Genomic DNA, 24,309 nt, shown 5'->3' on the forward strand with positions numbered 1-24,309 from the left:
GGCTAGAGACCGATCTCCACGTTCTCCAGCACGCCCAGGGCGTCCGGCACCAGCACCGCGGCCGAGTAGTACGTCGACACCAGGTACTTGAGCATCGCGTGCTCGTCGATGCCCATGAACCGCACGTTGAGGCCGGGCTCGTACTCGTCCGGGATGCCGGTCTGGCGCAGGCCGACGACGCCCTGCTTCTCCTCGCCGAGCCGCATCGCGATGATCGACGTGGTGCCGTTCTTGTTGACCGGGATCTTGTCGCACGGCGCGATCGGGATGCCGCGCCACGACTGCAGCGCCTTGCCCTCGACCTCGACCGTCGGCACGTACAGGCCGCGGTTGTTGAGCTGACGGCCGAACGCCGCGATCGCCTTGGGGTGCGCCAGGATCAGCTTCGTGTTGCGGCGCCGCGAGATCAGCTCGTCCATGTCGTCCGGCGTCACCGGTCCGGAGTTGGTGCTGACCCGCTGCTTGAGGTCGGCGTTCGCGAGGAGACCGAACTCCTTGTTGTTGACGAGCTCGAACTCCTGGCGCTCGCGCAGCGCCTCGATGGTCAGCCGCAACTGGTGCTCGACCTGGTCCATCGGCTGGCTGTAGAGGTCCGCGACGCGGGTGTGGACGCGCAGGATCGTCTGCGCCACGCTCAGTTCGTACTCGCGCGGGCGCAGCTCGTAGTCGACGAACGTGCCGGGCAGCGTCGGTTCGCCGTCGTGGCCGGACGAGATGTCGATCTCGGCCTCGCCGTGCTTGTTGGAGGCGTTCGTCGGGTTCGCGAGCTGCTGCGCGATGTGCTCGCGCAACGGCTCGATCTGCCCGTTGAGCTGCGCGAACGCGGCCCGCGACAGCACCACGGCCGTCGTCGGCGTCAACGCGCGGGCGGTGAAGCTCCAGTCCTTCTCGACGCCCGCGAGCACCGGCTCGTCACCGATGTACTCGCCGTCCGCGATGGTGCCGAGCGCCACGTCGTCGCCGTACTCGCCGCGCCCGGTCTTGGTGACCTTGCCGTGCGCGATCACGATGATCTCGTCGACGGACTGGCCGCGCTGCGCGATCACCTCGCCCGGCTGGTACTCGCGCTGCTCGAAGCGGTTCGCGACGGCGGTGAGCGCCGCCTCGTCCTCGAACCCGCGCAGCAGCACGAACTCCGCCAGCTCCTGCGGCACGATCCGCACCTCGGAACCCACGGCGGTGAACGTGACCCGGCCGTCGCCGATCGCGAAGGTGAGCCGGCGGTTGACGCGGTAGGCACCACCCTTCGCCTCGACCCAGGGCAGCATGCGCAGCAGCCACCGGGGCGAGATCCCCTGCATCTGCGGTGCGGACTTGGTGGTCGTCGCGAGGTTGCGCGCGGCCGCCCTGGAAAGGCTCAGCTGCTTGTCCTCGACCCCAAGGCCCGGATCGGTAACAGTCACGGGAAATCCTGCCAATCTGTTGGTGCGGTTGTGGAACTAGCGGACGAGAACTGCGGCAGTTCCCAATCCAGTGGGGCGGTGGAACGACGCCACGGACGGCGTCGGGTAGGGCTCGTAGCGGCCCGTGCGTTGCGTCCACATGAGCTCGCCCGCGAGCCATGCCTTCAGCGCCTCGACGTACGCCTTCAACGCGATGCGTTGCGCCGAGTCGAGCCGGTACTGGTCGGCGAGGTACGGCAGGTCGTCCGCCGCCGACGTCGCGAACTGCTTCATGCGGGCGTTGACCAGGTCCGCGACCATGTTCACCGCCTGCTGGAGCTCGCAGTCGAAGAAGTTCCGCACGACGTGCACCGCGTTGGTGACGAGCCCGGTGTCCGGGCCGAACCGTTCGTAGCCCACGACGTCGGCCTTGAGGCTGGTGATGTCGGCGAACGCGTCCACGAGCGCCTGCATGGTGGAGTTGGCCATCAGCTCCGGTGGCAGCTGGTCGATCAACGGCCCGGCGGCGAGCCGCGCGGACATGTCGGCGGCGATGGTCCGCCGCCGCATCTCCACGAAGTCGACCGGGTCCGGCACCCGGCCCACCGCGTTGGCGTGCACCTCCCACAGCATCGCGTCGAAGTACTCGTCGAGCGACGCCCGGTCGCGCTGGTCGAGCGGCGCGCGGGTGAGCAGGTCGGCCAGGCCCCGTTCGGCCACGGTCCACGTGGGCTGGGACGGACTGTCCATGATGGACCGCATCCTCGTGACGAACGCCTTGGCACCTGCGAGGTCCCTGGCGCGGAAGTAGCCGTCGTAGAAGATGTCCGCCACGTACCAGGCCCACACGTGCATGTCGCTGATCTGGACGAGCGCGTCCAGGCCGAGCGTCGGGTGGGCCAGGGGAGTGAACGAACCGAAGTCGGCCTGGTCGTAGTAGGCCTCGGTCCACAGCGTGCCGTCGAGCATGCCCATGTCCCGCGCCCACAGCTTGCTGTGCTGGCGCACCTTGTCGACGTGCGGCGAGAGCCTGGCGGAGAACGGCATGTCGAACGACGGGATCTCAACCACGTGCGACCCCCAGCCACGCCGCGGACGTGCCCAGGCCGGTCGGCCCGCGCAGGATCGTGCGGAAGAACGCGGAGTTCCCGCCTCCACCGTCCACTTTGGTGTACCGGCCGGCGTGCAGGTGCCACTCGTGGCCGCCCGACTGCCAGTCCTGCAGGCCCTTCACGTACTTGAGCACGCGGGCCTGCTCGTCCGGCAGCAGCGCGTTCTCCACGAACAGCAGCGGCAGCTCGGTGAACACGGTGTTCTCGAACTGGTGCAGCCGCGAGGTCAGCAGGGCGTTCACGGCCTCGACGGCGGTCTGCGTGTCGTGGCCGAAGAACTTCTCGAACACGAGCACCCCGTTGGAGTTCTCGCCCTCGCGCTCGACCTCCCGTTCGTACGAGAAGATGTCGTTGCGCAGGTGGATCGCGTCGGAGAACGTGTCGGACAGGACCCGCAGCGGCCGGGTGCCCGCGACGGACGCGGGCACCTCGGCTGCCTCGGAGACCTCCACCAGGTTCGCCGACCACGGCGCGCCGCCGACCTTGCGGCGCATCTCGATGTACTCGATCGGGTTGGCGACCGTGCCGCTCTCGATGTTGCGGATCTCCCACATGCACTCGAGGAGCAGGTTGTGGGTGCTCGTGGTGAACCGGCGCCGCCAGTCCTGCGACATCAGCGGGATCGTCCGCTGCCACAGGTCGACGAGGCCGCGTTCGGTCGGGTTCTGCGGCTCCGGCCACGGGTCCGTGCCGTTGGGCGGCATGAACGCGGGCAGCCGGTCGAGATACGCCTTCGCACCCGCCACGTCCGTGCTCTGCTTGAACTCCGCGAAGAACTCGTCGTCGAAGTAGAAGACCCAGACGTACCAGTCCGTGATGAGGTCGAGGATCTCCGCGGGCGCGTCCGGGTGGGTCCACGCGCACATGAACCCGTAGTCGTCGCCCGCGAGGACCTCCTCGGTCCACACCCCGGTGTCGAGCATCCCCATGTCCCGCGCCCACTGCGTGGAGTGCACGCGGGCCCGTTCGAGGTTCGGGTTCATCCGCGCCGGGTGCGGCACGTAGAACTCCGGCATGGTGAAGGACGCCAACGCTGATCAGCCCTCGCGACCCAGCTCGACGTGCTCCAGCACGCCGATCGCGTCCGGCACCATGATGGCGGCCGAGTAGTAGGCGCTGACCAGGTAGTTGATGATCGCCTGGTCGTTGATGCCCATGAACCGCACCGACAGGCCCGGCTGGTACTCGTCCGGGATGCCGGTCTGGTGCAGGCCGATGACGCCCTGGTTCTGCTCGCCGGTGCGGATCAGCATCACCGACGACGTGCGGGTGTCGGAGACCGGGATCTTGTTGCACGGCAGCACGGGGATGCCACGCCACGCCGGCACCTGCTGGCCGTTGAAGTCGATGTGCTGCGGGTACAGGCCGCGCTTGTTGAGCTCACGGCCGAACGCGGCGATCGTGCGCGGGTGCGCGAGGAAGTACCCGGGGTCCTTCCACACGATCGACAGCAGCTCGTCGAAGTCGTCCGGGGTCGGCGGGCCGGACCGGGTGTGGATGCGCTGCTTGAGGTCCGCGTTGTGCAGCAGGCCGAACGAGCGGTTGTTGACGATCTCGTGCTCCTGGCGTTCGCGCAGGGCCTCGATCGTGAGCCGCAACTGCTGCTCGATCTGGTCCATCGGGTGGTTGTAGAGATCGGCGACCCGGCTGTGCACCTGCAGCACGGTCTGCGCGACGCTCAGCTCGTACTCGCGCGGCGACAGCTCGTAGTCCACGAACGTGCCGGGCAGCACGGGCTCGCCGTCGTGACCGGACGCCATGCCGATCTCGGCCTCGCCGTGCTCGTCCTGCGGCTTGTTGCGGCTGTTGAACGTCTGCTGGATGTGCGCTCGCAGGCCGCCCGCTTCCCCGTTGAGCGCCTGGAAGTCGTCCCACGACAGCGTCAGCACGGTGACCGGGGTGACGGCCTTCGCCGTGTACTCCCACTCGCCCTGCGGTCCCGCGAGGACGGTCTCGCCGAAGTACTGGCCGTCGGCGAGGTTGCCGAGCACGGTGTCGCCGCCGTACTCACCGGTGCCGATCTTGTCGACCTTGCCGTGCGCGATCAGCACGACGGTGTCCTTCGGGCGGCCCTTCTCGACGATGACGTCGCCGATGCCGAACTCCCGCTGCGTGAAGCGGCCGGCCAGCGCGGCGAGCACCTCGTCGTCCTCGAAACCCTTGAGCAGGGCCAGCTCGGTGAGCTCCTGCGGCACGACGCGGATCTCCGCGCCGATGTTGGTGAACGAGACGCGGCCATCGCCCAGCGTGTAGGTGAGACGGCGGTTGACGCGGTAAGCACCACCGGCGGCCTGCACCCAGGGCAGCACCTTGAGCAGCCAGCGGGAAGTGATTCCCTGCATCTGCGGGACGGACTTGGTGGTAGTGGCCAGATTTCGTGCGGCGGCCGTGCCCAAACTCAGCTGCTGACGGCCCTCATTGAGGTCAGAATCCGTCACAGTCACAACCGGTACCCACCTATCTCAATGCGCTAATGGACCAATCCGATAAGCCGGAACGGACGTTAGTTCGCGCTGTTGAGAACTGTGAAGGGGCCAAAAAGGCGACATTCGGGTGGGTGGTTTAGGCCTGCTGGTTCTACGGAGCGTACAACTACTGCCTCACGCAACGGCAGTTGTATCGGCAGGCGGGTGACTGGCTCTTATTCTTTGATCGATGGAATCGGGCACTCGTTTGGCCCAGTAAGATCACTCTTTCGTGCGCATTGGCGAGGGTGATCCGAATGCTATGAGAACACCACTTCGAGTGGAGTGAAATCCACTCGAAGTGGTGGGAGATATTTGTACCAACGACTATTCGAGTTATTACGCGTCGCGCGAGTTCAGGAACGATTCCAGCTCGGCGACGACGAACGCGTGGTCCTCCGCCTGGGGGAGTCCGGACACTCCGACGGTGCCGACGGGACCCGTCCCGCGCAGGATGACGGGGAACACACCGCCGTGCGCGGCGTAGAGATCCGGGTCGAGCCGCGACTCCGCCTCGAACGTCGTGCCCTTCTCGCGGAACGTCTCCCCAACGTAGAACGAACTGTGGCCGAACAGCTCGACAACGCGCGCCTTGCGGTCGAGCCACCTGTCGTTGTTCGGCGCGGTGCCGGGCAGTGCGGCGTGGAAGAGCCGGTGCCCGTTGCGCTGCACCGAGATCGCGATCGGCAGGCCCTGCTCGCGGGCGGCGTCGAGCAGGTGCAGGCCGAGCTCGATCGCGACGTCGTTGCCGAACCGGTCGAACTGGAGCCTGCGCTCCTGGGCGAGGAGTTCCTCGGAGTTCACAGCTCGACCACCTCGTTCTCGCGTGCGGACAGGAAAGCGGCCTCGATGACCTTGAGCGCGGCGACGGCGCCGGCGGGGTCGACCGGGACGCGCCCGGCCTGGATCTCGGCGTAGAACCGCTGGTACGCACCGGGTTCGACGGTGATCTCGGTCGTCTCGTCGAGCACGCCGAGCCGTCCGGTGCGGGTCTCGCGACCCCAGTCCTGGCCTGGTCGCCGTCCGGCGGCGAGCGCGTCCTCCTGCTCGTCGAGGCCGTCGATCTCGAACGCGCCCTCGCTGCCGAGCACCCGGAACCGCGGCCCGTAGTTCGCCGCGTGCGCGCTCGCCCACAGGTGGGAGCGCACGCCGTTCTCGTGCGTCAACGCCACGAACACGTCGTCGTCGACCTGCGCTCCAGGCCGCCGCTTGTCCAGTTCCGCGTAGACCGTCTTGACCGGACCGAACAGGTGCAACGCCTGGTCGACGAGGTGCGCGCCGAGGTCGTAGAGCAGGCCGCCGGCCTCCGCGGGATCACCGAACTCGCGCCAGTTGTCCCAGATCTCCGGCACCCAGCGCTCGAACCGCGACTCGAAGCGCCGCACCTCGCCCAACCGGCCGACGATCTCGCGCAGGGTCAGGAAGTCGCTGTCCCAGCGGCGGTTCTGGAACACCGTGAGGGGGACGTTCGCGGCCCGCGCCGTGGCCAGGAGGTCCTCCGCCTCGGCGGACGACGGCGCGAACGGCTTGTCCACCACGACCGCGACACCGCGGGCGATCGCCTTCAGCGCGTACCTGACGTGGGTCTTGTTCGGCGTGGCCACGACGATCAGGTCGAGGTCCAGGTCGAACAGCTCGTCGGCGGTGACGATCTTCGCGTCCGGGTGCGCCGCGCGGGCCTGCGCCTGCCGCTCCGGGTTCGCCGTGACGATCGCGACGAGGTCCATGCCCTCGGTCGAGGTGATGAGCGGCGCGTGGAAGACCCGCCCCGCGATGCCGTAGCCCAGAAGTCCGACCCTTGTCATGCTTCCGATTAAAGCAACGCTGTTGAATAATTGGAACCGTGGACCTCACCTCGCTGCGTTCGCACAACGACCGAACAGTGCTCCGGCTCGTCCGCTCAGGTGCTCTGAGCAGGGCTTCCATCGCCGAGGAGACAGGACTGACCCCACAGGCGGTCTCGAAGATCGTGGCGAGGCTCATCTCGGCGGGCCTGCTGGAGGAGACCGGCGCCGTCCGCGACGGCGCGCGAGGCAAGCCCCGCCGTTCGCTGAGGCTCGCCGCTGAGGGCGCCTACGCGTACGGCGCCTACGTCGACCGCGACGAGCTTCGGGTCGTGAAGCTCGACCTGACCGGCGAGGTGGTGTCGTCGTCGGTGGTGCCGCTGCCGCCGATGTTCACGCCCGACGACGTGCTGTCCGCTTTGGAACCACTGGTCGTCCACGACCCGAAAGTGCTCGGCCTGGGCATCGGCATCGCCGGTCCGCTCGACTTCCGCGACGGCGTCGTGTCCCCGAACGGCCTGCCGGGCTGGAACGCGGTCCCGTTGCGCGCGCTGGCCGCCGAACGGCTCGGGCTGCCCGTCGTCGTCGACAAGGACACCAACGCCGCCGTGCTCGCCGAGGCGTGGCGAAGACCGTTGCAGGACGCGGCCCTCGTCTTCGTGGGCACCGGTCTGGGTGTGGGCCTCTTCCTCGGAGGAGAGGTGCACCGCGGCGCACGGTCGGGTGCCGGCGAGTTCGGCCACACGACCATCCAGCTCGACGGGCCTCTCTGCGTTTGTGGACGGCGCGGCTGCATCGAGGCGGTGCACGCGGCCACCACGGGCGTCGACGCGGCACGGGTCATCGCGGCGGCGGTCACGAACCTGGTGCAGCTGCTCGACCTCGACCAGATCGTCCTGAGTGGACGGAAGGTGCTCGCCTCGCCCGGCCTCTACCTGCGGGCGATGCCCGAGGTGGACGTGAGCGTGACGGAGTTCGGCGCCGACCTCGTGCCCGTCGGCGCCGGACTGCTGATCCTGGGCGAGTTGTTCTAGCATCGGGTTCGTGGACGTCGAGCACGTCATCGGCCTGCCGCACCCGCGGCTGCGGCCGTTCGTCACGCGCTACTCCGGGTACCGGATGCGGACCGAACCCGGCGTGCACCGCGGCCTGCCGTCGCGGTCGCTCACCCTCGTGGTCACCCTGGACGGCACGGTCGACCTGCCGCAGGGCCGGTTCGCCACGTTGTGCGGCGGGCTGCACGACGAGGCCGTCATCATCACGCACGACGGGTTCCAGCACGGCGTGCAGTGCGACCTCACGCCGTTGGGCCTGCGGGCGTTGTTCGGGATGCCGGCCGGGGAGCTGGCCGCGACCACCGTGGGACTCGACGCCCTCGACGCGCCCGCCGGCCTGCGCGAGCGGGTGCAGGACGCGCCCACGTGGCTCGACCGGTTCACGCTGCTCGACGAGATGTTCGGTGCCCTGGTCCGGCCGGTGAGGCAGCAGGTCGAGGTGGCGTGGGCGTGGCAACGGCTGGCGGCGGGGGCGCCGGTCGCGGAGATCGCCGCCGAGGTCGGGTGGAGCAGGCAGCACCTGAGCGCGCGGTTCGCCGTCGAGTACGGGCTCACGCCCAAGGTGATGGCGCGGGTGATGCGGTTCGAGCGCGCCAACCGGATGCTGCGCGGCGAACGACGGCCCACGCTCACCGAGGTGGCCGTGGCCTGCGGCTACACCGACCAGGCGCACTTCAACCGGGACTGGCGGGCGCTCTGCGGCGCGACCCCGACGGAGTGGATCGCGGCCGAGCTTCCATTCGTACAAGGCAGCGAGGGCGGGCAGGACGCAGAGTAGGCGCCATGAGCACACCACCGCCCACCTGCTGGCCCACCCTGTCCTACCAGGACGCACCTCGTGCGATCCGTTTCCTCGTGGAGGCGTTCGGGTTCGAGGAACATCTCGTCGTGCCGGGGGAGGCCGACGGCGAGGTCGTGCACTGCGAGATGGTCTGGCCGGAGGGCGGCGGCGTCATGCTCGGGTCCGCCGTGCGGTCGGTCGGCGAGGTCGAGGCGACCACGGCCGGCGCCGGGTCCGTCTACGTCGTCACGGACCGGCCCGACGACCTGCACGCGCAGGCATTGGCGAACGGCGCGACGGAGATCCGCGGGTTGCGCGACGAGGACTACGGCTCACGTGGCTTCACCGTCGCCGACCCCGAGGGCAACCGCTGGAGCTTCGGCACCTACCGCGGAGCGTGAGGCGGGCCGGCTCCGTTGGTTCCCTCTAGCGGGTGACAACCAAGTAGTAGGCCGAACGGCCGTGCTTGTGTTGCGCACTAGGGCGTAACCAAGCGGCCGTTCGGTCGTTGTAACCCCCTGCGGCACCTGCCCCGCCGAGCGCGAGACGAACCAGGGACGCGGCGTCTCAGCGCCCGGGGCAGGTGCCGCCGATCTCGGTGGCACCATTGATCTTTCTGTGGTGGCATTCGCTGTCATGGGGACTTTCGAGGCGCTGGTGGCCGAGGGCGAGGCCGTCCCGCTCGACGGCTGGGACTTCTCGTGGTTCGCCGGCCGCGCCACCGAGGAACGCCCGCCGTGGGGCTACGCGCGGCTGATCGCCGACCGCCTGAGAGCGGTCTCATCAGCGCTGGACCTGCAAACCGGCGGGGGAGAGGTGACGGCCTCGGCACCCGTGCTGCCACCGCTGATGGCCGCGACCGAGTCGTGGCCACCGAACGCCCTGGTGGCGTCCCGAAACCTGCCGCTGGTGGTGCGGGCGCCGGACGGCGGGCCGCTGCCGTTCCGGGGCTCGGTGTTCGACCTGGTGATCTCCCGGCACCCCGTGGTGACGCCGTGGAGGGAGATCGCGCGGGTGCTGAAGCCGGGCGGGACCTACTTCTCGCAGCAGATCGGCGCCGGGACGAACCGGGAGCTGACCGACTTCATGATGGGGCCGCAACCGGTGAGCCAGGCGCGGTCGACCGCTGGTGCCCGCGCGGAGGCGGAGGCGGCCGGGCTGGAGGTGCTGCGGCTGGAACCGGTGTCGCTGCGGGTGGCGTTCTTCGACGTGGGCGCGGTGGTGCACTTCCTGCGCAAGGTGCTGTGGACCGTGCCGGGGTTCACGGTGGAGGCGTACCGGGACCGGCTGCGCGCGATGCACGAGCACATCGAGGAGCACGGGGAGTTCGTGTCGACGTCCGAGCGCTTCCTCGTCGAAGCGCGAAAAGGCCCCCTCCCGGCGTGAGAGGGGGCCTCGTCGCGTTCGCGGACTAGCGGGGCTGGCGCTCGCGGCGGATCGTCACGCGCTTGCCCTTGATCGTGGCGTCCCGCAGCTGGTCGATCACGTCGTTCGCGGCCGGCCCGGGCACCTCGACCAGCGAGAACCGGTCGGCGATCTCGATCGCACCGATGTCGCGGCCCTTGAGCTGCGTCTCGCCGGTGATGGCCCCGACGATGTCCTGAGGCCGAATACCGGAAGACCGACCGGCACCCAGGAACAGGCGGGTCATGCCCTCGGACGGTCCACGGCGCTCCCGCCGAGGCCCGGAAGGAGCACCGTCGCGGCGCGGCCGGTCCTCGCGCGGACGGACCTCCGGGATCTCCTCCTCGTCCGCGGCCGCACCCGACGCCTCGTGGGCGAGCTTGACGGCGGCGAGGGCGATCTCCATGACGTCGAACTCGTCGGCCAGCGTCTCGACGACGACGCGGAAGCGCGACAGGTCGTCCTCGAGCAGCGACTCGTGCAGCGAGGAGCGGGTCAGCTCAAGCTGGCGGGCGCGCAGGTCGGCGACGGTCGGGACCTTCTCGACCGGGATCTTGGTCTTGGTGACGCGCTCGATCGTCTTGAGCATCGAGTTCTCGCGCGGCTCGACCAGGGTGATCGCGACGCCCTCGCGGCCGGCGCGGCCCACGCGGCCGATGCGGTGGGTGTAGGCCTCGGGGGCGGACGGCACGTTGTAGTTCACGACGTGCGTGAGCTGTTCGATGTCGAGGCCTCGGGCGGCGACGTCGGTGGCGACCAGCAGGTCGGCGGTGCCGGAACGCAGGCGGGACATGACGCGGTCGCGCTGTTCCTGGCTGATGCCGCCGTGCAGGGACTCGGCGCGGTAGCCGCGGCCGTTGAGGGTCTCGGTGAGCTGGTCGACCTCGTCGCGGGTGCGGCAGAAGACGACGGCGGCGGTCGGGGACTCGACGTCCAGGACGCGACCGAGGGCTGCGGGCTTGTGCTCGCGGCGGACCAGGTACGCGGTCTGGCGGACGCGCGGGGCCTCGCCCGGCTCGGTCTTCTCGCGCTCGATCTGGATGAGCGTCGGGTTGCGCAGGTGGCTCTTGGCCATGCGGTCGATGCGCGGCGGCATCGTGGCCGAGAACAGCACGGTCTGCCGTTCGGACGGGGTCTCGGTGAGAATCGCGTCGATGTCCTCCGCGAAGCCCATGTCGAGCATCTCGTCGGCCTCGTCGAGCACGACGACCTTCAGGTCGCCGAGCTGCAGCGTGCCGCGCTGGAGGTGGTCGATGGCGCGGCCAGGGGTCGCGACCACCACGTCGACGCCGCGGGACAGCTCGCGCAGCTGGCGGCCGATCGGCTGGCCGCCGTAGATCGGCAGCACGCGGGTGCCCATGTGCCTGCCGTAGCGGTGCACCGCCTCGGACACCTGGACGGCGAGCTCGCGGGTCGGCGCGAGGACGAGGGCCAGCGGCTTCTCGCCCTTGCCGATCTGGTCGGCGATGCGTTCGAGCAGCGGCAGCGCGAACGCCGCCGTCTTGCCGGTGCCGGTGGCCGCCTGGCCCAGCAGGTCGTTGCCCGCGAGCAGGGGCGGGATCGCTTCGCTCTGGATCGGCGTCGGCTCCTCGTATCCCAGCGTGGTGAGGGCGTTGAGGATGTCGGAGCGCAGCCCCAGGTCGGCGAAACCGTTGTCGGCGGTGGTCATGGCGAGTATCTTCCCCCACCGCCCGACATCGCACTCATCCAGACCAGCTCAAACGCGTCCCGTCCGCCTCGACGCGCACATCGGCGCTGCCCGTCACGCCGTTGACCGTGACCGAGATCTTCGCCTGACCAGGCCTGATCCCGGTGAGGACGCCCTTGTCCGGTTCGAGCCAGACGACGTGCCACGGCCTGAGCCCCGCCTCGTCGCCCACGTGCACACCACGTGACCCTTCCCACACCGCGCCCATCGGATAGCGGACCGGAACGGACCGGGAACCCTGTTTCACCGTGGCCGCAACCGTTTCCGCGCCGCCCGAGCGCAGCGTCGCCGGAGCCGTGACCTGGAGCGCGTCCACGTGCGGCCGGATCTCGGCCCTGATGTTGTCCTTCCCGGTCACGCCGACGAGCGTCCAGCCGGTGAACCCGCCCGCCTCCGCGGGTGCCTTGCCGGAGTTGCCGTTGACCACCTGCGCCACGCCGTCCACTGTGGACGCGAAGAACCCGCCGACGTGACCGCCGATGAACGCCGTGGGTTTGTCGCGTTCGGACAGCAGGGTTTCGAAGTACTCGGCCTCCATGCGGTCGGCGAGCTGGCTCGTGCGCGCGGGCGTGGGATCGCGCGGCGGGTGGTGCATCAGCACGACGGCCTGGCCCTCTGCCGTGTCGAGTGCGGTGCGGAGCATCTCCATCTGCTCGAAGCCGCCGCCCCGCAGCGTTCCGGTCGACGAGTCGAGCAGCACGAACCTCGTGCCCCGGTGGTCGAACACGCGGTGCGTGACGCCGAACTCGCGGCGGAAGTCGTCGATCGTGCCCGGTCCCATGATCTCGTGGTTGCCCGGCACGTAGTACCAGGGGAAGTCGCCGAGCTCCTCGGTCAGGATCCTCCTGGCGAGCTTCAGGTCCTCCGGCGACGCCTCGTCCACGAAGTCCCCGTTGATCACCACGAACTCGGCGCCCGAGCGTCTGATCTCCTGCAACGTGCGCCGCGCGGACCGGACGAGGTCGCTGTCGGGGTCGCGGGCCACGAACTGCGCGTCGGACATGACCGCGAACGTCCAGCCCTCGGCCTTCCCGACGTGGTCCGCGCGCACCTCCTGAGCCGGCGGCAGGGTGACGTTCGGCGGCACCTGCGCGGTGATGTCGTCGATGGTGAGTTCGCCGGCGTAGGAGCGGTCGGCCTTGGTCTCGATCGCGGTGAACCTCGTGACCTGGACCGGGAACCTGAGCTCCGGCGGCACCGCGACCTCGACGCGCTGCCAGCCGTGCCACGTGACGTGCGGGCCGTACAGCGACCGCGACTGTCCTGTCGAGTCGGTGACCGTGAACGCGGTCCACTCGCCCCGGCCCGCGCCGCGCACCCAGGCGGCGAGCGACAGGGGTTGCCCGTCGACCTGGAGCGGGCGCGGCGGCACGGCGTAGGCGGTGCGGGTGCCGGTGGACCGGGTGAAGTCGTAGCTCAGCTTCAGCCCCTCGCCGGTGTGGCCGTCCGGTTCGGGTTCCGCCTTGCCGGTCGCGCGGGCGGACCCGAATGTCCACTGTGGAGCATCCGCGAAGTCGGCGATCAGCTGCTCGTGCGCGCCGACCGTGACGGCGATCTGGGCTTCCTTGCCCTGCGTTCGCGCCTTGATCGTGGTGGTGCCGGTGGTCAGGGCCCTGACCTGGAGGTCCGGGGTGACCTCGACGACGCCGCGGTCGTAGCTGAGGTCGAGGTCGGCGCGCTCGATCGGCGCGCTGAAGCCGGCGCGGTCGAAGCCGTTGACGCGCAAAGGTTTGCGCTCGTCCTGGGTGAGGCTGATCCTGCTGTTCTCCGGGGCGAGCCTGGCCAGCTCACCGAGGACGGTGAGCTCCTGCTGCTTCGCGGTGAGCCCGCGGAAGGCGGTGAACGTTGCGGGTCCTGGGTGGGGAGAGGCGTGGAAGGTGTCGCCGATCGCCCAGCCGTTCGTGGCGCGCGAGACGTGCTCGCTCGGGGCCGGTCCGAACGTCTCGTCGTGGCCGCGCACGGTCATCCGGCGCGTCAGGCCGGGGAAGACGCGGGTGCTCGCGGTCTTGACGTCGAACCCGACGAGCCTGCGCGAGCCGGCCGGGGCGTAGAGCGCGAGCCCGTTGGGGACCGGGCGCTCGCCGCCGTCCGAGGGCGTGTTGACGACGTTCAGCCCGGTGGTGCCGGGTTCGCGGGCGAGCATGGTGGACGAGCCGCCGCCGTCGAGGTTGAGGGCGTTGTGCGCGCCGAGCTCGATCATGGCGTCGGCGAGGTCGCGCAGGTCGAGCCCCTGCAGGTAGGGACTCTGCCGTCCGTCGACGGTCAGCATCTGCATCTTCTTGCCGTCTTTCGAGAACCCGACGGCGGTGCGCGGGTGCAGCGGGTCGGCCGGGGCGACGTTCCTGCCGTTCTCGACGAGCAGCTGCCGTCCGCCGATGGCCGTGCGCGGCTCGCTGCCGTTGCTGGTGCGGTTCTTGAAGCTGACGTCGACCCGGTCGCCCGGCTTGAGGGTTCTGAGGACGTCCGCGCCCTTGTCCCGGCCCACCAGCGCGAGGCCCTTGATCGGCTCGTTGCTCGGGATGCCGACCGTGCGCACCACGTCGTCTTCGACGATGACTTCGGCCGTGTTGGACGCACCTTGCGTAGCGCGCGCTCTGCTGTACGTGCCCCACAACGGGTTGAAGACGCCGATGCCGTTCACGTCGATCTTCGCGCTGTTGAGCTGCGTCAGCTCGTGCGTGCCGTTGAGCGTGCCTTCGAAGAAGGTCTCCATCACGCTGCCGATGCCCGCCGCGTCGATGCCCACGGCTCGGCCGCTGCCCGACTTCCGCAGCTCGCCGTCCCGGACGCCGACACCTTCCGGTGCGGTGGAGTTGTCGATGTCGAAGAAATCGCCGTTGATCGCCGCGACGGCCCCGGGCGCCTGCTGCGACAGGGGAGCGGCCTGCGCGACGGTCCCGGGATCGACGTACCCGACCTGGACCTTCGCGAGGTCGACGGCCAGCGCGTCACCCCGGACCCACCCGTCCGGCTCGTACCAGTCGAACGACGTGAGCATGACGCCGGGAGCGACGGGTCTTTCGGTGCGCGCGGTCTCGATGCGTCTGGCGACGTCGGCGTGAGCTGGGGCAACGGGCGCAAGGAGGGCAGCGGTGATGATCACCGCAAGTGCACGTCTCGTCACGCCCCGGAACCTAGACTGGCCCGGTGAAGAACCGCCTAACGGTCTGCGCCTCGCACCTGATCACCCTGCCGAGCGCACCCCGCGGCCCGGTGCGCGAGGCGATCGGCGCCGCCCGCGACGCCGTCACCGAGTTCGACCCGGACCTGGTCGTCTTCTTCGGCACCGACCACCGCCGTGCGTTCAGATCCGTGGTCCCGACCTTCGCCGTGGTGCTGGCCGCCACCGCCCAAGGCGACGTCGCCGGCCCGGTCGGCTCGTACGACGTGCCTTCTTCTTTGGGGCGCTCGCTGGTCGCCGACCTCGTCGCGCACGAGTTCGACATCGCCACGGCCTACGAGGCGGCCCTGGACCACGCGTTCGGCCACACCACCCGCGACCTGCTGGGGTCGATCACCGCCAAGCCCGTCCTGCCGATCTTCGTCAACTGCGCCTCCCCGCCCCACGCCACCTTCCGCCGCGCAGCGTCGCTGGGCCAGCAGGTGGGCGCGTTCTTCGCGGACCGGCGCGTGCTGTACGTCGGCTCCGGCGGCCTCGCCCACGACCTGCCGGGCTTCCGCGAGCCCGAGACCGGCGTGGTGCTCACGGAGGAGGAGCGCCAAGCCTGGATCAAGGACGTCAACGAACGCGCACGCGCCGAGGGGACCGTTCGCGAGCTGGTGCGGACCTGGGACGAGTCGTTCCTGGCGGGCATCGGTGGCACTTCCTGGGACTGGCTCGATTCGATCGGCACCGACCTGGTGGAGCGGGGTGGCAACGGCGCGGCCGAGTGCCTCACGTGGACGGCCGCGTGGGCCGCCGGAGGGCAGCCGCTCCGGACGCTGGCGCACGAGTTCGACACGAGCGGCCGCGCGGTCGTCATGTCGGATCGCTGATCTCGATCGTCGACAGTTCGTCGGCCTCGGCGTGGTAGAGCCTGCCGAGGTCGATCAGCAGCGTGCCCAGCTCGCGATAATGCGCGGCCCGTTCCGGGTCGGGAATCAGGCCGCACGTGCGCAGCATGTTTTGTGCGAGCAGCTCGCCGAACTGTGGATAAGTCTTCACCACCTCACGCGAAAGGCGCTGAAGACTTGTCCTCAGGAGGTCTTCGGTCAGGATTTCCGCGGCCACGGCAGGATCCCCTCGTTCTCGCGCCAGATGCTGTCGCAGTCCCAGCACGTCGGCCACACGTTCTTTTCTTGCCACAGGCTGCGCTGCTGCGGTACGTATGGGGTGCCGCACAACGTCTCGCCTGGTAGCTCGCTCGGGATGGCGTGCCGGCGCCCTTCCTGAGGCGTCCATCGGAATCTCACGAAATTAGTTTCCCTCTTGGAGGTCTTCCAAGCTAACGCCCTTTCGGGTTGTGTTGGCTTCAAATGTTCTGGAATGGTGGAGAGTGGGTCTACGGTCTGCGGCATGCCAAAGAGATACTCCACTGCGCGGGGGCGTGAGTTCGGTGACGGGCTCCGTGCGGCTATCGCCGCGACGGGAATGACGGCGCGCGCCATCGCTGAGATCGTGGATTGGAACGAGGCCAAGGTCTCGGACGCCGCCAACGGCAAAGGAGGCATCACCGAGCTTGAGCTCGCCTTGTTGCTCGGGGCCTGCCGGACGCCGTCGGCGGAGCGGGTGCACCTGCAGAAGCTCTTCATCGCCACGAGCGTCCGGGGGTGGTTGCAGGAGCACGGGTCGGTCGAGCCGATCATGCCGAGGACGCTCGTCGAACACGAGGCCAAGGCCAAGACGCTGATGAGCTGGCAGCCGTTGCTGGTGCACGGCCTGTTGCAGATCCCCGAGTACGCGCGTGCGGTGATCACCGCGAACCCGAACGTGCCCGCCGACGAGGTCGAGAAGCGGGTCGCGGCGAGGGCCGAGCGCCAGAAGGGGCTGCAGTCGCGGCTGAGGGCGACGTTCTACCTCCACGAGTCGGTGCTCCGGGCTCAGATCGGCGGGGAGGAGGTGATGCGCCGCCAGTTGGAACACGTGCTGAAGGTGGCGGAGCGGCCGTACGTCGTCGTCCGGGTCGTCGCCACGTCGGCAGGTGCGCACGCCGGGCATGCGGGAGCCTTCGACCTGCTGAAGTTCGACAAGATCGAACCGGTGGTGTTCGTGGAGAGCGAGAACGCCAGTCTGATCATCGAGTCCGCGCTGCCGCTCAAGAGCTACGACGCGGTGGCCGAATCACTCGGTCGGACGGCGTTGGACGCCGAACAATCCAGGAGGCTGATCAAAGACATCGCCGGTTGAGGGAGGGCCTGATGGCCGAGTGGCGCAAGAGCAGTTTCAGCGCGAACGCGAGCTCGTGCGTGGAGATCGCCACCGGCGTCGGGATCAGGGACAGCAAGGCGACCGCCGAACACGTCGAGGTGGGGGCGGCCGCCTGGTCCTCGTTCCTCGGCACCGTCAAGCGATCGGGCTGAGGCGCTCGTCGATACGATCCGGGGCATGACGATGCCCGCCGCGATCGAAGCCGTCCGAGAAGCGTTCGCAGGGCTGGCCGCGGAGGAGTTCGACCTGCCGCCGCGGCAGGCGTTCGCGGACAGCCGGTCGCTCGTCATGGCGGTGCACCACCGGCCGACGCGGTCGACGGCGGTCAAGGTCATCAGCATCGAGGTCGAACGTGACCCGGTCATCACGGGAACGGTCGTGTACTCGCACCCGGACGGGCAGTTCGCGACGGACGCGGTGCCGCTCACGACGTTGCGGACCGGCGCCGTGGTCGGGGTGGCGACGGACCTGCTGGCCGACGAGGACGCGTCGCACCTGGCGTTGCTGGGTGCCGGCGCGCAGGCGGCCGACCAGGTGCGGGCCGTGCACGCGGTGCGCCCGTTGAAGAAGCTCGTCGTGTTCAACCGGAACGTCAAGAAGGCCGAGGCGTTGCTGGAGAGCCTCAGGGACGAGCTGCCGGACACGGTGACGGACGTGGCGGCGACGCCGGCGGAGGCCGTGCGGGACGCGGACGTCGTGTGTTGTGCGACGGCGTCGACGGTGCCGTTGTTCGGGTGCGACGACCTGAAGGAACGCGTGCACGTCAACGCGATCGGGTCGTACCGGCCGGTGATGCGGGAGCTGCCCGAGGAGTTGCTGGCGACGGCCGGGGTCGTGGTGGTGGACCAGGTCGAGGCGGCGCTGAGCGAGGCCGGGGAGATCATCCGGGCGGTGCGGTCCGGGGTGCTGCGGCTGGAGTCGCTCGTGGAACTCGGTGCGGCGCTGGGGAATCCGCCGTTGCGGGAGGGCCGCACGGTGTTCAAGTCGGTCGGGGTCGCGGTCCAGGACTGGGCCGTGGCTCGCCTTCTGGCCTAGGAAGAGCGCTGGACGTGAACCCATCCGCCGCGGGGGTTCACGTCCAGCGCCATTGATTCTCCCTGTCAGGCCATGCGCAACCCGTCAGGAAGAGCTCGTCAGACCTGCCACTTCTGGCTGGCCACGCCGAGGCATTCCCAGATGTGCGTTCTCGTGCCGTCCGCCGAGGAACCTCCCACGGCGTCCAGGCACTTGTTGGCCTGCGGGTTCACGATGTCGTTCGCTCCGGAGACCGCCCATTGCTGGGCTGGGCTTCCGTTGCAGTCCCAGAGCTGGACGACGGTGCCGTTGGCGGTCCCGCCGCCGTTGACGTCGAGGCACTTGCCCAGCGCGCGGATCGTGCCGTCACCGGGACGGCTCCACTTCTGGGCGGCGTTGCCGTTGCAGCCGACGATCTGGATGGGCGTGCCGTTGGCCGTGTTGGCCCATGGCACGTCGAGGCACTTGCCGGCGATGCCGCGGATCTCCGAACCGCCACCGCCGGGAGGCGGGGAGTCGTTGGAGACGCGGACCCAGTCGATCACGAGCTGCTGCGGGAACGTCGTGCTGGCGTCCGGGTAACCCGGCCACTCACCACCGACCGCGAGGTTGATGATGATGAAGAAGGGCTTGTTGAACACCCACGGGTTGCCGTTGACGTCGGTCGGCGTGTTGCGGGCGTAGACGTTGCCGTCCACCGACCACGTGATCTCGCCCGGCTTCCAGTCAACCGCGAAGTTGTGGAACCCGTCGGAGAAGTTCGGGCCGTTGTAGGCGTGGGACTTGCCGCCCGCACCCGAGTAACCGGGGCCGTGGATGGTGCCGTACACGGTGTTCGTCTGGTGTCCCAGGAACTCCATGATGTCGATCTCGCCGGAACCCGGCCACGGGTTGCCGGAGTTGATGTCAGCACCGAGCATCCAGAACGCGGGCCAGATGCCCTTGCCGCGCGGCATCTTCATGCGCGCTTCGAAGCGACCGTACGTCTGGGTGAACTTGCCCGCCGTGTTGATGCGCGCGGACGTGTACTGACACCTGCCGTACCAGCAGTTGTAGTTGCCCGGGTTCTCCTTCTTGGCCGTGATGACCAGGTTGCCCTGGCCGTCGTGCGCCGCGTTGGAGGTACCCGCCTGGTACCACTGGTGCTCTCGGTTGTTGCCGTTGTTGTTGCCCACTTCCATTTGCCACTTGCTGCCGTCGACACCTGTGCCGGCGGGAGCGTTGAACTCGTCGGCCCAGGTCACCGCCGCGTTGGCAGGGGGAGCTTGGCTGGTGGTGGCGACGGTGATCCCTGCGGCCACCATCAAGGCAGCGGCAAGGGCCGTCCCGATGCGTCGATGCATCGAACCGACCTTTCCGGGTGTTTAGTTGTGCGCCCAGTGGTTCGGAAGTGTTGTCATGCCGTGACTCTCGGTCAACTTGTAAACGTTTTCAGATTATTGGCAGATGAGAGCGCTCTCAAGGGATCAAGCTCGTGGGCTGGGGGTTTGGGTGGTGGTTTGGGGTCGTTGGGGTGTGGTGGGGGTGTGAAAGGTTGAACCAGCGGGGGCGAGGGCTTGGCGCGGGGCCCTCGGTGCGGGGCGGATTGGGTTGACCGGTGGGCGTTCCAGCGTCAGGTCCGGGAGGCCTTGCGACCTCCCGGACCTGACGTGGCTGGGTCAGCCCTGCGGGGTGGTGATGACGTTGAAGACCGAACCGCCGCTCGCCTGGCGTGCGCTCAGGTCCTCGAGGATGGTGGAGAGCGGCGAGTAGTTGTTGAGCTCGCCCAGCTGGCAGGCGCCGCTGCGGGACTGCTGGCTGCCGTTGAGGATGCCCAGTCCGGCCTTGGTGACCTGGCTGAAGAGCGGGCTGCCGCTGTCGCCGTTGCGGGCGCAGATGTCGGTGTTGATGCCCACGTCGGTGGAGAGGACCCGGCCGCAGCGGGTGCCGACCAGGTAGCCCTCGCCCGCGCCGCTGTCGTAGGAGTCCGGGTAGTTGACCGCGCTGGAGCCCGAGCCGCTGGCGCAGACGACGGCGCCGGGGAGGATCTGGGCCAGCGGGGTCACCGAGGTGATCTCCTGGTTCTGCGAGGTCGCCTGGGGGCCGCACGGGGTGTCGCCGTTGCTGTCCAGGCCGCCGTTGCGGCAGTACTTGAGGACCGTGTTGCGGTTGGTCTGGTTCTCCAGCCACTGGTCGGCGGTGGCCTGGTTCAGGTAGCGGACCGCCGCGTAGTCGTAGGGGTACGAGTTCTTCTCGATGCCGTGCTGGGTGAGGATCGGCTGGTTGTTGTGCTCGGTCGGCACGTTGTTCGTCTTGGTGGACATGCAGTGGCCCGCGGTGAGGACCCAGGGGACGCCCGGGAAGGCGCCGCCGGTGGTGCGGAGGTTGAACGCGCTCGTGCAGCCGCCGGTGGTGCCGTTGTCACGCCTCATGTCCAGGCGCAGGCCACCTCGCATGGGGCCGTAGTTCGTGCAGTACAGCGGGTGGCAGAAGCCCCAGTCGACCGGGTCGGCCGAGTACGGGGTGGGCTCCTTGAGCGTGCGGGCGGTGACCACGTTCGGGTCGGCGCCCAGCGTGCGCATCTGCTCCGCCTGCGCGGCCGCGCCCGGCTTCTTGAGCCAGGAGCGTTCCCAGACGACGACGCGGTTCTCGGTCTGGCTGACGGCCGGGAGGTACACCGCGTCGGCGCCCGCGCCCACCTGCCGCGCGATCCGGTCGTGGGTCGCCTGGAGGGTGGCGAGGGAGTTCTTGACGGTGCGGACGCTCACGTTCGCGCGGTCGGGGAGGTCGGCCAGCCGGCGTTGGGCCGCGGCGGGGTTCGTCATCGCCACGACGAGCTTGCCGCCCGCCTCCTGGTCGATCCACATGCCGCCGTACTCACGGGCGGCGTCGCGCTTCAGGGTGGTTTCCAGCTTCGCGGCGTCGTTCTGGAGCTGGAGTCTGCGTAACGCCTCGCGTTCGCTGACCTTGTAGGTCGCTTGGAGGTAGTCGAGCGACTCGCGGACCGAGTCCGCGTTGATCGTGATCGTCGGGCCGGCGTTGGCTGGTGCAGCCGTGACGGTCGCCGCGACGAACAGGCTCGCGGTCACCGCCCCCAGGAACTTGGCTGATCGCAATGAAATCTCCTTGCCGATGCGAATGACTCGTCCTTCATATCGGCGAACCCGCGTCCTTCGCCGGGTGTTCGCAAGATCTCCACGCAATCTCCGCACTTGACGTTGCCAGGCTAATGGAATTAGCTTTTGCGCTATGAACGTTCGCCAACGTCTCAGCACCGCGAAGGTCGTGGACGCCGCGCTGGAGCTCGTCGACGAGCACGGTGCCGAGGCGTTGACGCTCGCCGCCGTGGCCGCGAAGACCGGTGTCGCCACGCCTTCGCTGTACAAGCACGTCGCGAGCCTTGCCGAGCTGCGAGGCCACATCGGGTTGCGCGTGCTGGAGGAGATGACCGAACGGTTCACGAGCACGGTCATCGGCCGTGCGGGTGATGACGCGGTGGCGGCGCTCATGCACGCGTATCGCGCGTACGTCCGTGAGTACCCGAAGCGTTATGCCGCTGCGCCAATGGATCCGCTGCACGACGAACTGCAGCGCGACGCGGGCATCAGGTTCATGGAGGTCGTGCTCGCCACGTTGCGGAGCTACGGGCTGGAGGGCTCCGCCGCCGTCCACGCCACGCGGCGGTTGCGGGTGATCGTGCACGGCTTCGCGTCGATCGAGTCCAGCGGCGGTTTCGGGCTGCCGGAAGGACTCGACGACACGTACGACCAGCTCGTCCGGATGTATCTCGACGATCTCAGGGGGCAATCGTGAAGTGGACGCTGACCGCCGCAGGCCTGCTCTTCCTGCTCTACCCGGCGTTGAGACCGTGGCACGACGAGACGACGGCGGCGGGTGCGGCGGCCTCGATGGGTTCTGCCGCCTGGGTTCTGTCGCACCTGTTCGCGATGATCGGGTTCATCCTGGTGCCGATCGCGTTGCTGGAGATCCACCGCACCGCCGCGATCACGTTCTGGGTCGGCGCCGGGCTGACGCTGCCGTACTACGGCGCCGAGGACTTCGGCCTGCACGCCATCGCGCAGCAGCCGAACGTCCTCGAGCTCGCCGAGGCGGTGCGCTACAACCCGTTCGCCATCACGACTTTCGGCATCGGGCTGGTCACGATGGGGGTCGCGGCGGTCATGGTCGCGCTGAGGCTCCGCACGACCGCGTCGATCGTGTTCGCGGCGGGCTTCGCGTTGTTCCTGCCGCAGTTCTTCACGCCGCCCGCGGTGAGGATCGCGCACGGCGTCCTCATGATCGCGGGCTGCGTGTGGCTGGCGTGGGACTCAGCGCGCCGTGAGGCGGAAGACCCGCAGCTCGCGGCCGCCTGAGCGCGCCACGTAGTCCTGGAACGCCGGGTAGGCCGCCACCATCGTGGTCCAGGCGGCCTCCCGCTCAGCGCCTTCGAGCAACGTCGCGCGCACGTCCCGCACGTCGCCGCCCACGTTGACCTGGAAGTCGGGGTTCTTCAACAGGTTCGCCGTCCACGCGGGGTGGTGCGGCTTGCCCCAGTTGGAGCCCACGACGAGCATCGCGTCTCCGTCGGCCACGTACTGGACCTGGTTCTCGCGCCGCTCGCCTGTCCTGGCGCCGACGGTGATCAGCGTCAGGCCGGTCTGCTTGGACAGGTTGAGGATCGTGAACTTGCCGTTGGTCAGCTTGTAGAGCAGCCGGTCGGTCCCGACCACGGCCTTCTCCATCAACGACATTCAGAGCGCTCCCGTCGACCTCGCCGCGTGGACGGCGGCGGTTCTGTTGTGCACCCCCAGCTTGCGCATCGCGCCCCGGAGGTAGGCCTTGACGGTCTCGGTGCTCAACCCGAGCTCTGCGGCGATCTCGCGGTTGGACGCGCCGACCGCGGCCAGCCGCAGCGTATCGAGTTCCCGTGGTGTCAGTCCGGACGGGACACTCACCGGTGGCTCGCCGCCGAGGTTCTGGTGGACCTTGCGAAGTCGTTCGCGCAGCACGGGATCACCGACGAGCTTGGCCACCTCGGCCAGCTCGCGCAGTGCCGCCTGCGTGTGAATGGAAGGCATGTCCAGGTCCTGTGCGAATCCCTGCGCGATGGCGCCGGCCATCCTGATCGCCCGATCGCCCACGGTGGTCTGCCCGCGGACGGCGCCGTAGAGGACACCCTGCACGGTCCCGCGAACCGTGACGGGGTAGGCGAACACCGACGTGAGGCGTTCGTTCACGACCACCATCTGGTCGAACTCGTGGGTGATCGCGCGAGTTGAGGCGTAGTCGTTGACGCGCACGGCGGTGCCCATCGCGATGGCCGTGCCACCGAGGCCACGGCCCGTGCCGACGCGCAGGCCGTGCAACGACGTGCCGTGCATGCCCTGGAAGCTGCTGAGCAACAGGTCACGGCCAGACGTCACCGCACCGCCGAACACGACGGGCAGCCCGGTGGCACGGCGGAGCATGTCCAGGCGCTGCGGCAGCAATGCCTGAAAACGGTCTGGCAGCACGTTCGCAGTTTCGCCGACGACGGCACCCTCGAAAAGGGGTGCACCCCCGATCGGGGGTATCCCGGCTCGCTCGTCAGGAGTGCTGGCCGAAGGCGGCGAGCACGTCCTGCGCGGCGACCGGGTCGGCCAGGCCGAACGCGACCCGCTGCAGCAGGAAGCCGTGCAGCAGCGCGACGACGATCCGGGCTCCCGTGGCGGGGGCGACGCCGGTGTCCGGCAGGGTGCGACCGAGCGCCGCGCCGATGCGGTCGAGGTTGCCCGCGACGCCGTGGACCGCGCGCTCGCGGAGGCCGGGGTTGCGCAGGAGCTCCGCCCACGACTGGACGGCGCACCGGAGCAGGTCCTCCTCGAACGCGCCGCCGGCCGTCGGGCCGGTCGCCGCGGCGACCAGGTCCGCCAGGGTCGGGTTCGCCTTCTGGTCGATCAGGTCGTTCACGGGCTGGAAGAGCACGCCGAACGCGAGCGCGGCGACCTCGGCGATCAGGTCCTCCTTGCCGGCGAAGTACCGGTAGGGAGCCCCGGCGGACAGCCCGGCCTCGGCGGCGATGTCGGGCATCGACGTCTGGTGGAACCCGTTGCGCGCGAAGCACCTGGCCGCGGCGGCGACGATCGCGGCCCGGTTCGCCACCCGCCGCTCCTCGCTGATCTTCGGCACGTGTCCTCCGCAACCCAGGGGAAAGTGAACGGTCGTTCATCTTAGCCGACCTCAAAGTGAATGAGCATTTACCTTGCGGGCTCGCCAGA

General features: G+C 69.1%; 25 protein-coding genes. 10 read left to right on the forward strand and 15 right to left on the reverse strand.

Going from position 1 to position 24,309, the window contains the following annotated elements; all coding sequences use genetic code 11:
• Positions 1-2: 2 nt before the first annotated feature.
• The 6 genes from ACQEU1_RS42390 to ACQEU1_RS42415 all read right to left on the reverse strand — a co-directional run bounded on the left by ACQEU1_RS42390 (position 3) and on the right by ACQEU1_RS42415 (position 6,764).
• Positions 3-1,403 carry a family 2B encapsulin nanocompartment shell protein gene (locus tag ACQEU1_RS42390; RefSeq protein WP_433215570.1) on the reverse strand — a complete coding sequence of 467 codons (1,401 nt, stop codon included), beginning with the start codon at positions 1,401-1,403 and terminating at the stop codon, positions 3-5.
• 36 nt (positions 1,404-1,439) lie between these two features.
• Entirely contained in the window at positions 1,440-2,453 is a 1,014-nt protein-coding gene (locus tag ACQEU1_RS42395) for a terpene synthase family protein (RefSeq protein ID WP_433215573.1), read from the reverse strand.
• Complete coding sequence (locus ACQEU1_RS42400) at positions 2,446-3,525, reverse strand: terpene synthase family protein (protein ID WP_433215576.1); 1,080 nt, start codon at positions 3,523-3,525, stop codon at positions 2,446-2,448. Before ACQEU1_RS42400 ends, ACQEU1_RS42395 begins: the two co-directional genes overlap by 8 nt.
• A 6-nt stretch (positions 3,526-3,531) precedes the next feature.
• Entirely contained in the window at positions 3,532-4,938 is a 1,407-nt protein-coding gene (locus ACQEU1_RS42405; protein ID WP_433215579.1) for a family 2B encapsulin nanocompartment shell protein, read from the reverse strand.
• Positions 4,939-5,298: 360 nt separating this feature from the next.
• The gene (locus tag ACQEU1_RS42410) at positions 5,299-5,763 is read right to left on the reverse strand and encodes a heme-degrading domain-containing protein (protein ID WP_433215582.1); all 465 of its coding nucleotides are present in this window, start codon (positions 5,761-5,763) and stop codon (positions 5,299-5,301) included.
• Positions 5,760-6,764 carry a Gfo/Idh/MocA family protein gene (locus ACQEU1_RS42415; protein ID WP_433215585.1) on the reverse strand — a complete coding sequence of 335 codons (1,005 nt, stop codon included), beginning with the start codon at positions 6,762-6,764 and terminating at the stop codon, positions 5,760-5,762. Before ACQEU1_RS42415 ends, ACQEU1_RS42410 begins: the two co-directional genes overlap by 4 nt.
• Before the next feature lie 38 nt (positions 6,765-6,802).
• On the opposite strand from ACQEU1_RS42415, the gene ACQEU1_RS42420 reads away from it, so the two are divergent.
• From ACQEU1_RS42420 to ACQEU1_RS42435, 4 genes are all read left to right on the forward strand, one after another.
• On the forward strand, positions 6,803-7,777 hold the full coding sequence (locus ACQEU1_RS42420) for an ROK family transcriptional regulator (RefSeq protein WP_433215588.1): 975 nt from the start codon (positions 6,803-6,805) through the stop codon (positions 7,775-7,777).
• 10 nt (positions 7,778-7,787) lie between these two features.
• Positions 7,788-8,576: a helix-turn-helix domain-containing protein gene (locus ACQEU1_RS42425; RefSeq protein WP_433215591.1), complete on the forward strand. Its 789-nt coding sequence runs from the start codon at positions 7,788-7,790 to the stop codon at positions 8,574-8,576.
• Positions 8,577-8,581: 5 nt separating this feature from the next.
• Entirely contained in the window at positions 8,582-8,980 is a 399-nt protein-coding gene (locus tag ACQEU1_RS42430; RefSeq protein WP_433215594.1) for a VOC family protein, read from the forward strand.
• A gap of 235 nt (positions 8,981-9,215) precedes the next feature.
• On the forward strand, positions 9,216-9,965 hold the full coding sequence (locus ACQEU1_RS42435; RefSeq protein ID WP_433215597.1) for a class I SAM-dependent methyltransferase: 750 nt from the start codon (positions 9,216-9,218) through the stop codon (positions 9,963-9,965).
• A 25-nt stretch (positions 9,966-9,990) separates the two neighbouring features.
• Here ACQEU1_RS42435 and ACQEU1_RS42440 read toward each other — a convergent pair whose 3' ends face one another.
• Together ACQEU1_RS42440 and ACQEU1_RS42445 are read right to left on the reverse strand one after the other, a co-directional pair.
• Entirely contained in the window at positions 9,991-11,652 is a 1,662-nt protein-coding gene (locus tag ACQEU1_RS42440; protein ID WP_433215600.1) for a DEAD/DEAH box helicase, read from the reverse strand.
• 34 nt (positions 11,653-11,686) lie between these two features.
• On the reverse strand, positions 11,687-14,815 hold the full coding sequence (locus tag ACQEU1_RS42445) for a phosphodiester glycosidase family protein (RefSeq protein WP_433215603.1): 3,129 nt from the start codon (positions 14,813-14,815) through the stop codon (positions 11,687-11,689).
• A 23-nt stretch (positions 14,816-14,838) separates the two neighbouring features.
• On the opposite strand from ACQEU1_RS42445, the gene ACQEU1_RS42450 reads away from it, so the two are divergent.
• Positions 14,839-15,687, forward strand: a complete 849-nt coding sequence (locus ACQEU1_RS42450; protein ID WP_433215606.1) for a hypothetical protein — start codon at positions 14,839-14,841, stop codon at positions 15,685-15,687.
• Here the strand turns inward: ACQEU1_RS42450 and ACQEU1_RS42455 are convergent.
• Both ACQEU1_RS42455 and ACQEU1_RS42460 read right to left on the reverse strand, forming a co-directional pair.
• Positions 15,671-15,979, reverse strand: coding sequence for a hypothetical protein (locus tag ACQEU1_RS42455; RefSeq protein WP_433217113.1), 309 nt, complete (start codon positions 15,977-15,979; stop codon positions 15,671-15,673). The genes ACQEU1_RS42450 and ACQEU1_RS42455 overlap by 17 nt on opposite strands.
• On the reverse strand, positions 15,904-16,299 hold the full coding sequence (locus ACQEU1_RS42460) for a zinc finger protein (RefSeq protein WP_433215609.1): 396 nt from the start codon (positions 16,297-16,299) through the stop codon (positions 15,904-15,906). Before ACQEU1_RS42460 ends, ACQEU1_RS42455 begins: the two co-directional genes overlap by 76 nt.
• On the opposite strand from ACQEU1_RS42460, the gene ACQEU1_RS42465 reads away from it, so the two are divergent.
• Genes ACQEU1_RS42465 through ACQEU1_RS42475 form a run of 3 tightly spaced genes read left to right on the forward strand, consistent with a single transcriptional unit; the run spans position 16,208 to position 18,094 of the window.
• A complete protein-coding gene (locus ACQEU1_RS42465; RefSeq protein WP_433215612.1) occupies positions 16,208-17,038 on the forward strand; it encodes a DUF5753 domain-containing protein in 831 nt (276 codons plus the stop codon). The genes ACQEU1_RS42460 and ACQEU1_RS42465 overlap by 92 nt on opposite strands.
• An 11-nt stretch (positions 17,039-17,049) precedes the next feature.
• Positions 17,050-17,211 carry a DUF397 domain-containing protein gene (locus tag ACQEU1_RS42470; RefSeq protein WP_433215615.1) on the forward strand — a complete coding sequence of 54 codons (162 nt, stop codon included), beginning with the start codon at positions 17,050-17,052 and terminating at the stop codon, positions 17,209-17,211.
• A 25-nt stretch (positions 17,212-17,236) separates the two neighbouring features.
• Entirely contained in the window at positions 17,237-18,094 is an 858-nt protein-coding gene (locus ACQEU1_RS42475; RefSeq protein ID WP_433215618.1) for an ornithine cyclodeaminase family protein, read from the forward strand.
• A 98-nt stretch (positions 18,095-18,192) separates the two neighbouring features.
• Here the strand turns inward: ACQEU1_RS42475 and ACQEU1_RS42480 are convergent, their stop codons facing one another.
• Together ACQEU1_RS42480 and ACQEU1_RS42485 are read right to left on the reverse strand one after the other, a co-directional pair.
• Positions 18,193-19,416, reverse strand: coding sequence for a family 16 glycosylhydrolase (locus ACQEU1_RS42480; RefSeq protein ID WP_433215621.1), 1,224 nt, complete (start codon positions 19,414-19,416; stop codon positions 18,193-18,195).
• 315 nt (positions 19,417-19,731) lie between these two features.
• Positions 19,732-21,168 (reverse strand): trypsin-like serine protease, encoded by a 1,437-nt coding sequence (locus ACQEU1_RS42485; RefSeq protein WP_433215624.1) that lies wholly within the window; start codon positions 21,166-21,168, stop codon positions 19,732-19,734.
• Positions 21,169-21,301: 133 nt separating this feature from the next.
• On the opposite strand from ACQEU1_RS42485, the gene ACQEU1_RS42490 reads away from it, so the two are divergent.
• Together ACQEU1_RS42490 and ACQEU1_RS42495 are read left to right on the forward strand one after the other, a co-directional pair.
• A complete protein-coding gene (locus ACQEU1_RS42490) occupies positions 21,302-21,865 on the forward strand; it encodes a TetR/AcrR family transcriptional regulator (RefSeq protein ID WP_433215627.1) in 564 nt (187 codons plus the stop codon).
• A complete protein-coding gene (locus ACQEU1_RS42495) occupies positions 21,862-22,425 on the forward strand; it encodes a hypothetical protein (protein WP_433215630.1) in 564 nt (187 codons plus the stop codon). Before ACQEU1_RS42490 ends, ACQEU1_RS42495 begins: the two co-directional genes overlap by 4 nt.
• On the opposite strand, the gene ACQEU1_RS42500 is transcribed toward ACQEU1_RS42495, so the two are convergent.
• From ACQEU1_RS42500 to ACQEU1_RS42510, 3 genes are all read right to left on the reverse strand, one after another.
• Positions 22,381-22,803: a nitroreductase family deazaflavin-dependent oxidoreductase gene (locus ACQEU1_RS42500; RefSeq protein ID WP_433215633.1), complete on the reverse strand. Its 423-nt coding sequence runs from the start codon at positions 22,801-22,803 to the stop codon at positions 22,381-22,383. The genes ACQEU1_RS42495 and ACQEU1_RS42500 overlap by 45 nt on opposite strands.
• Positions 22,804-23,565, reverse strand: a complete 762-nt coding sequence (locus ACQEU1_RS42505) for a LuxR C-terminal-related transcriptional regulator (protein ID WP_433215636.1) — start codon at positions 23,563-23,565, stop codon at positions 22,804-22,806.
• Positions 23,566-23,638: 73 nt separating this feature from the next.
• Entirely contained in the window at positions 23,639-24,220 is a 582-nt protein-coding gene (locus ACQEU1_RS42510; protein ID WP_433215639.1) for a TetR/AcrR family transcriptional regulator, read from the reverse strand.
• Positions 24,221-24,309: the final 89 nt, after the last annotated feature.

The organism is Lentzea sp. CA-135723, from assembly GCF_050936595.1.
GTDB lineage: Bacteria > Actinomycetota > Actinomycetes > Mycobacteriales > Pseudonocardiaceae > Lentzea.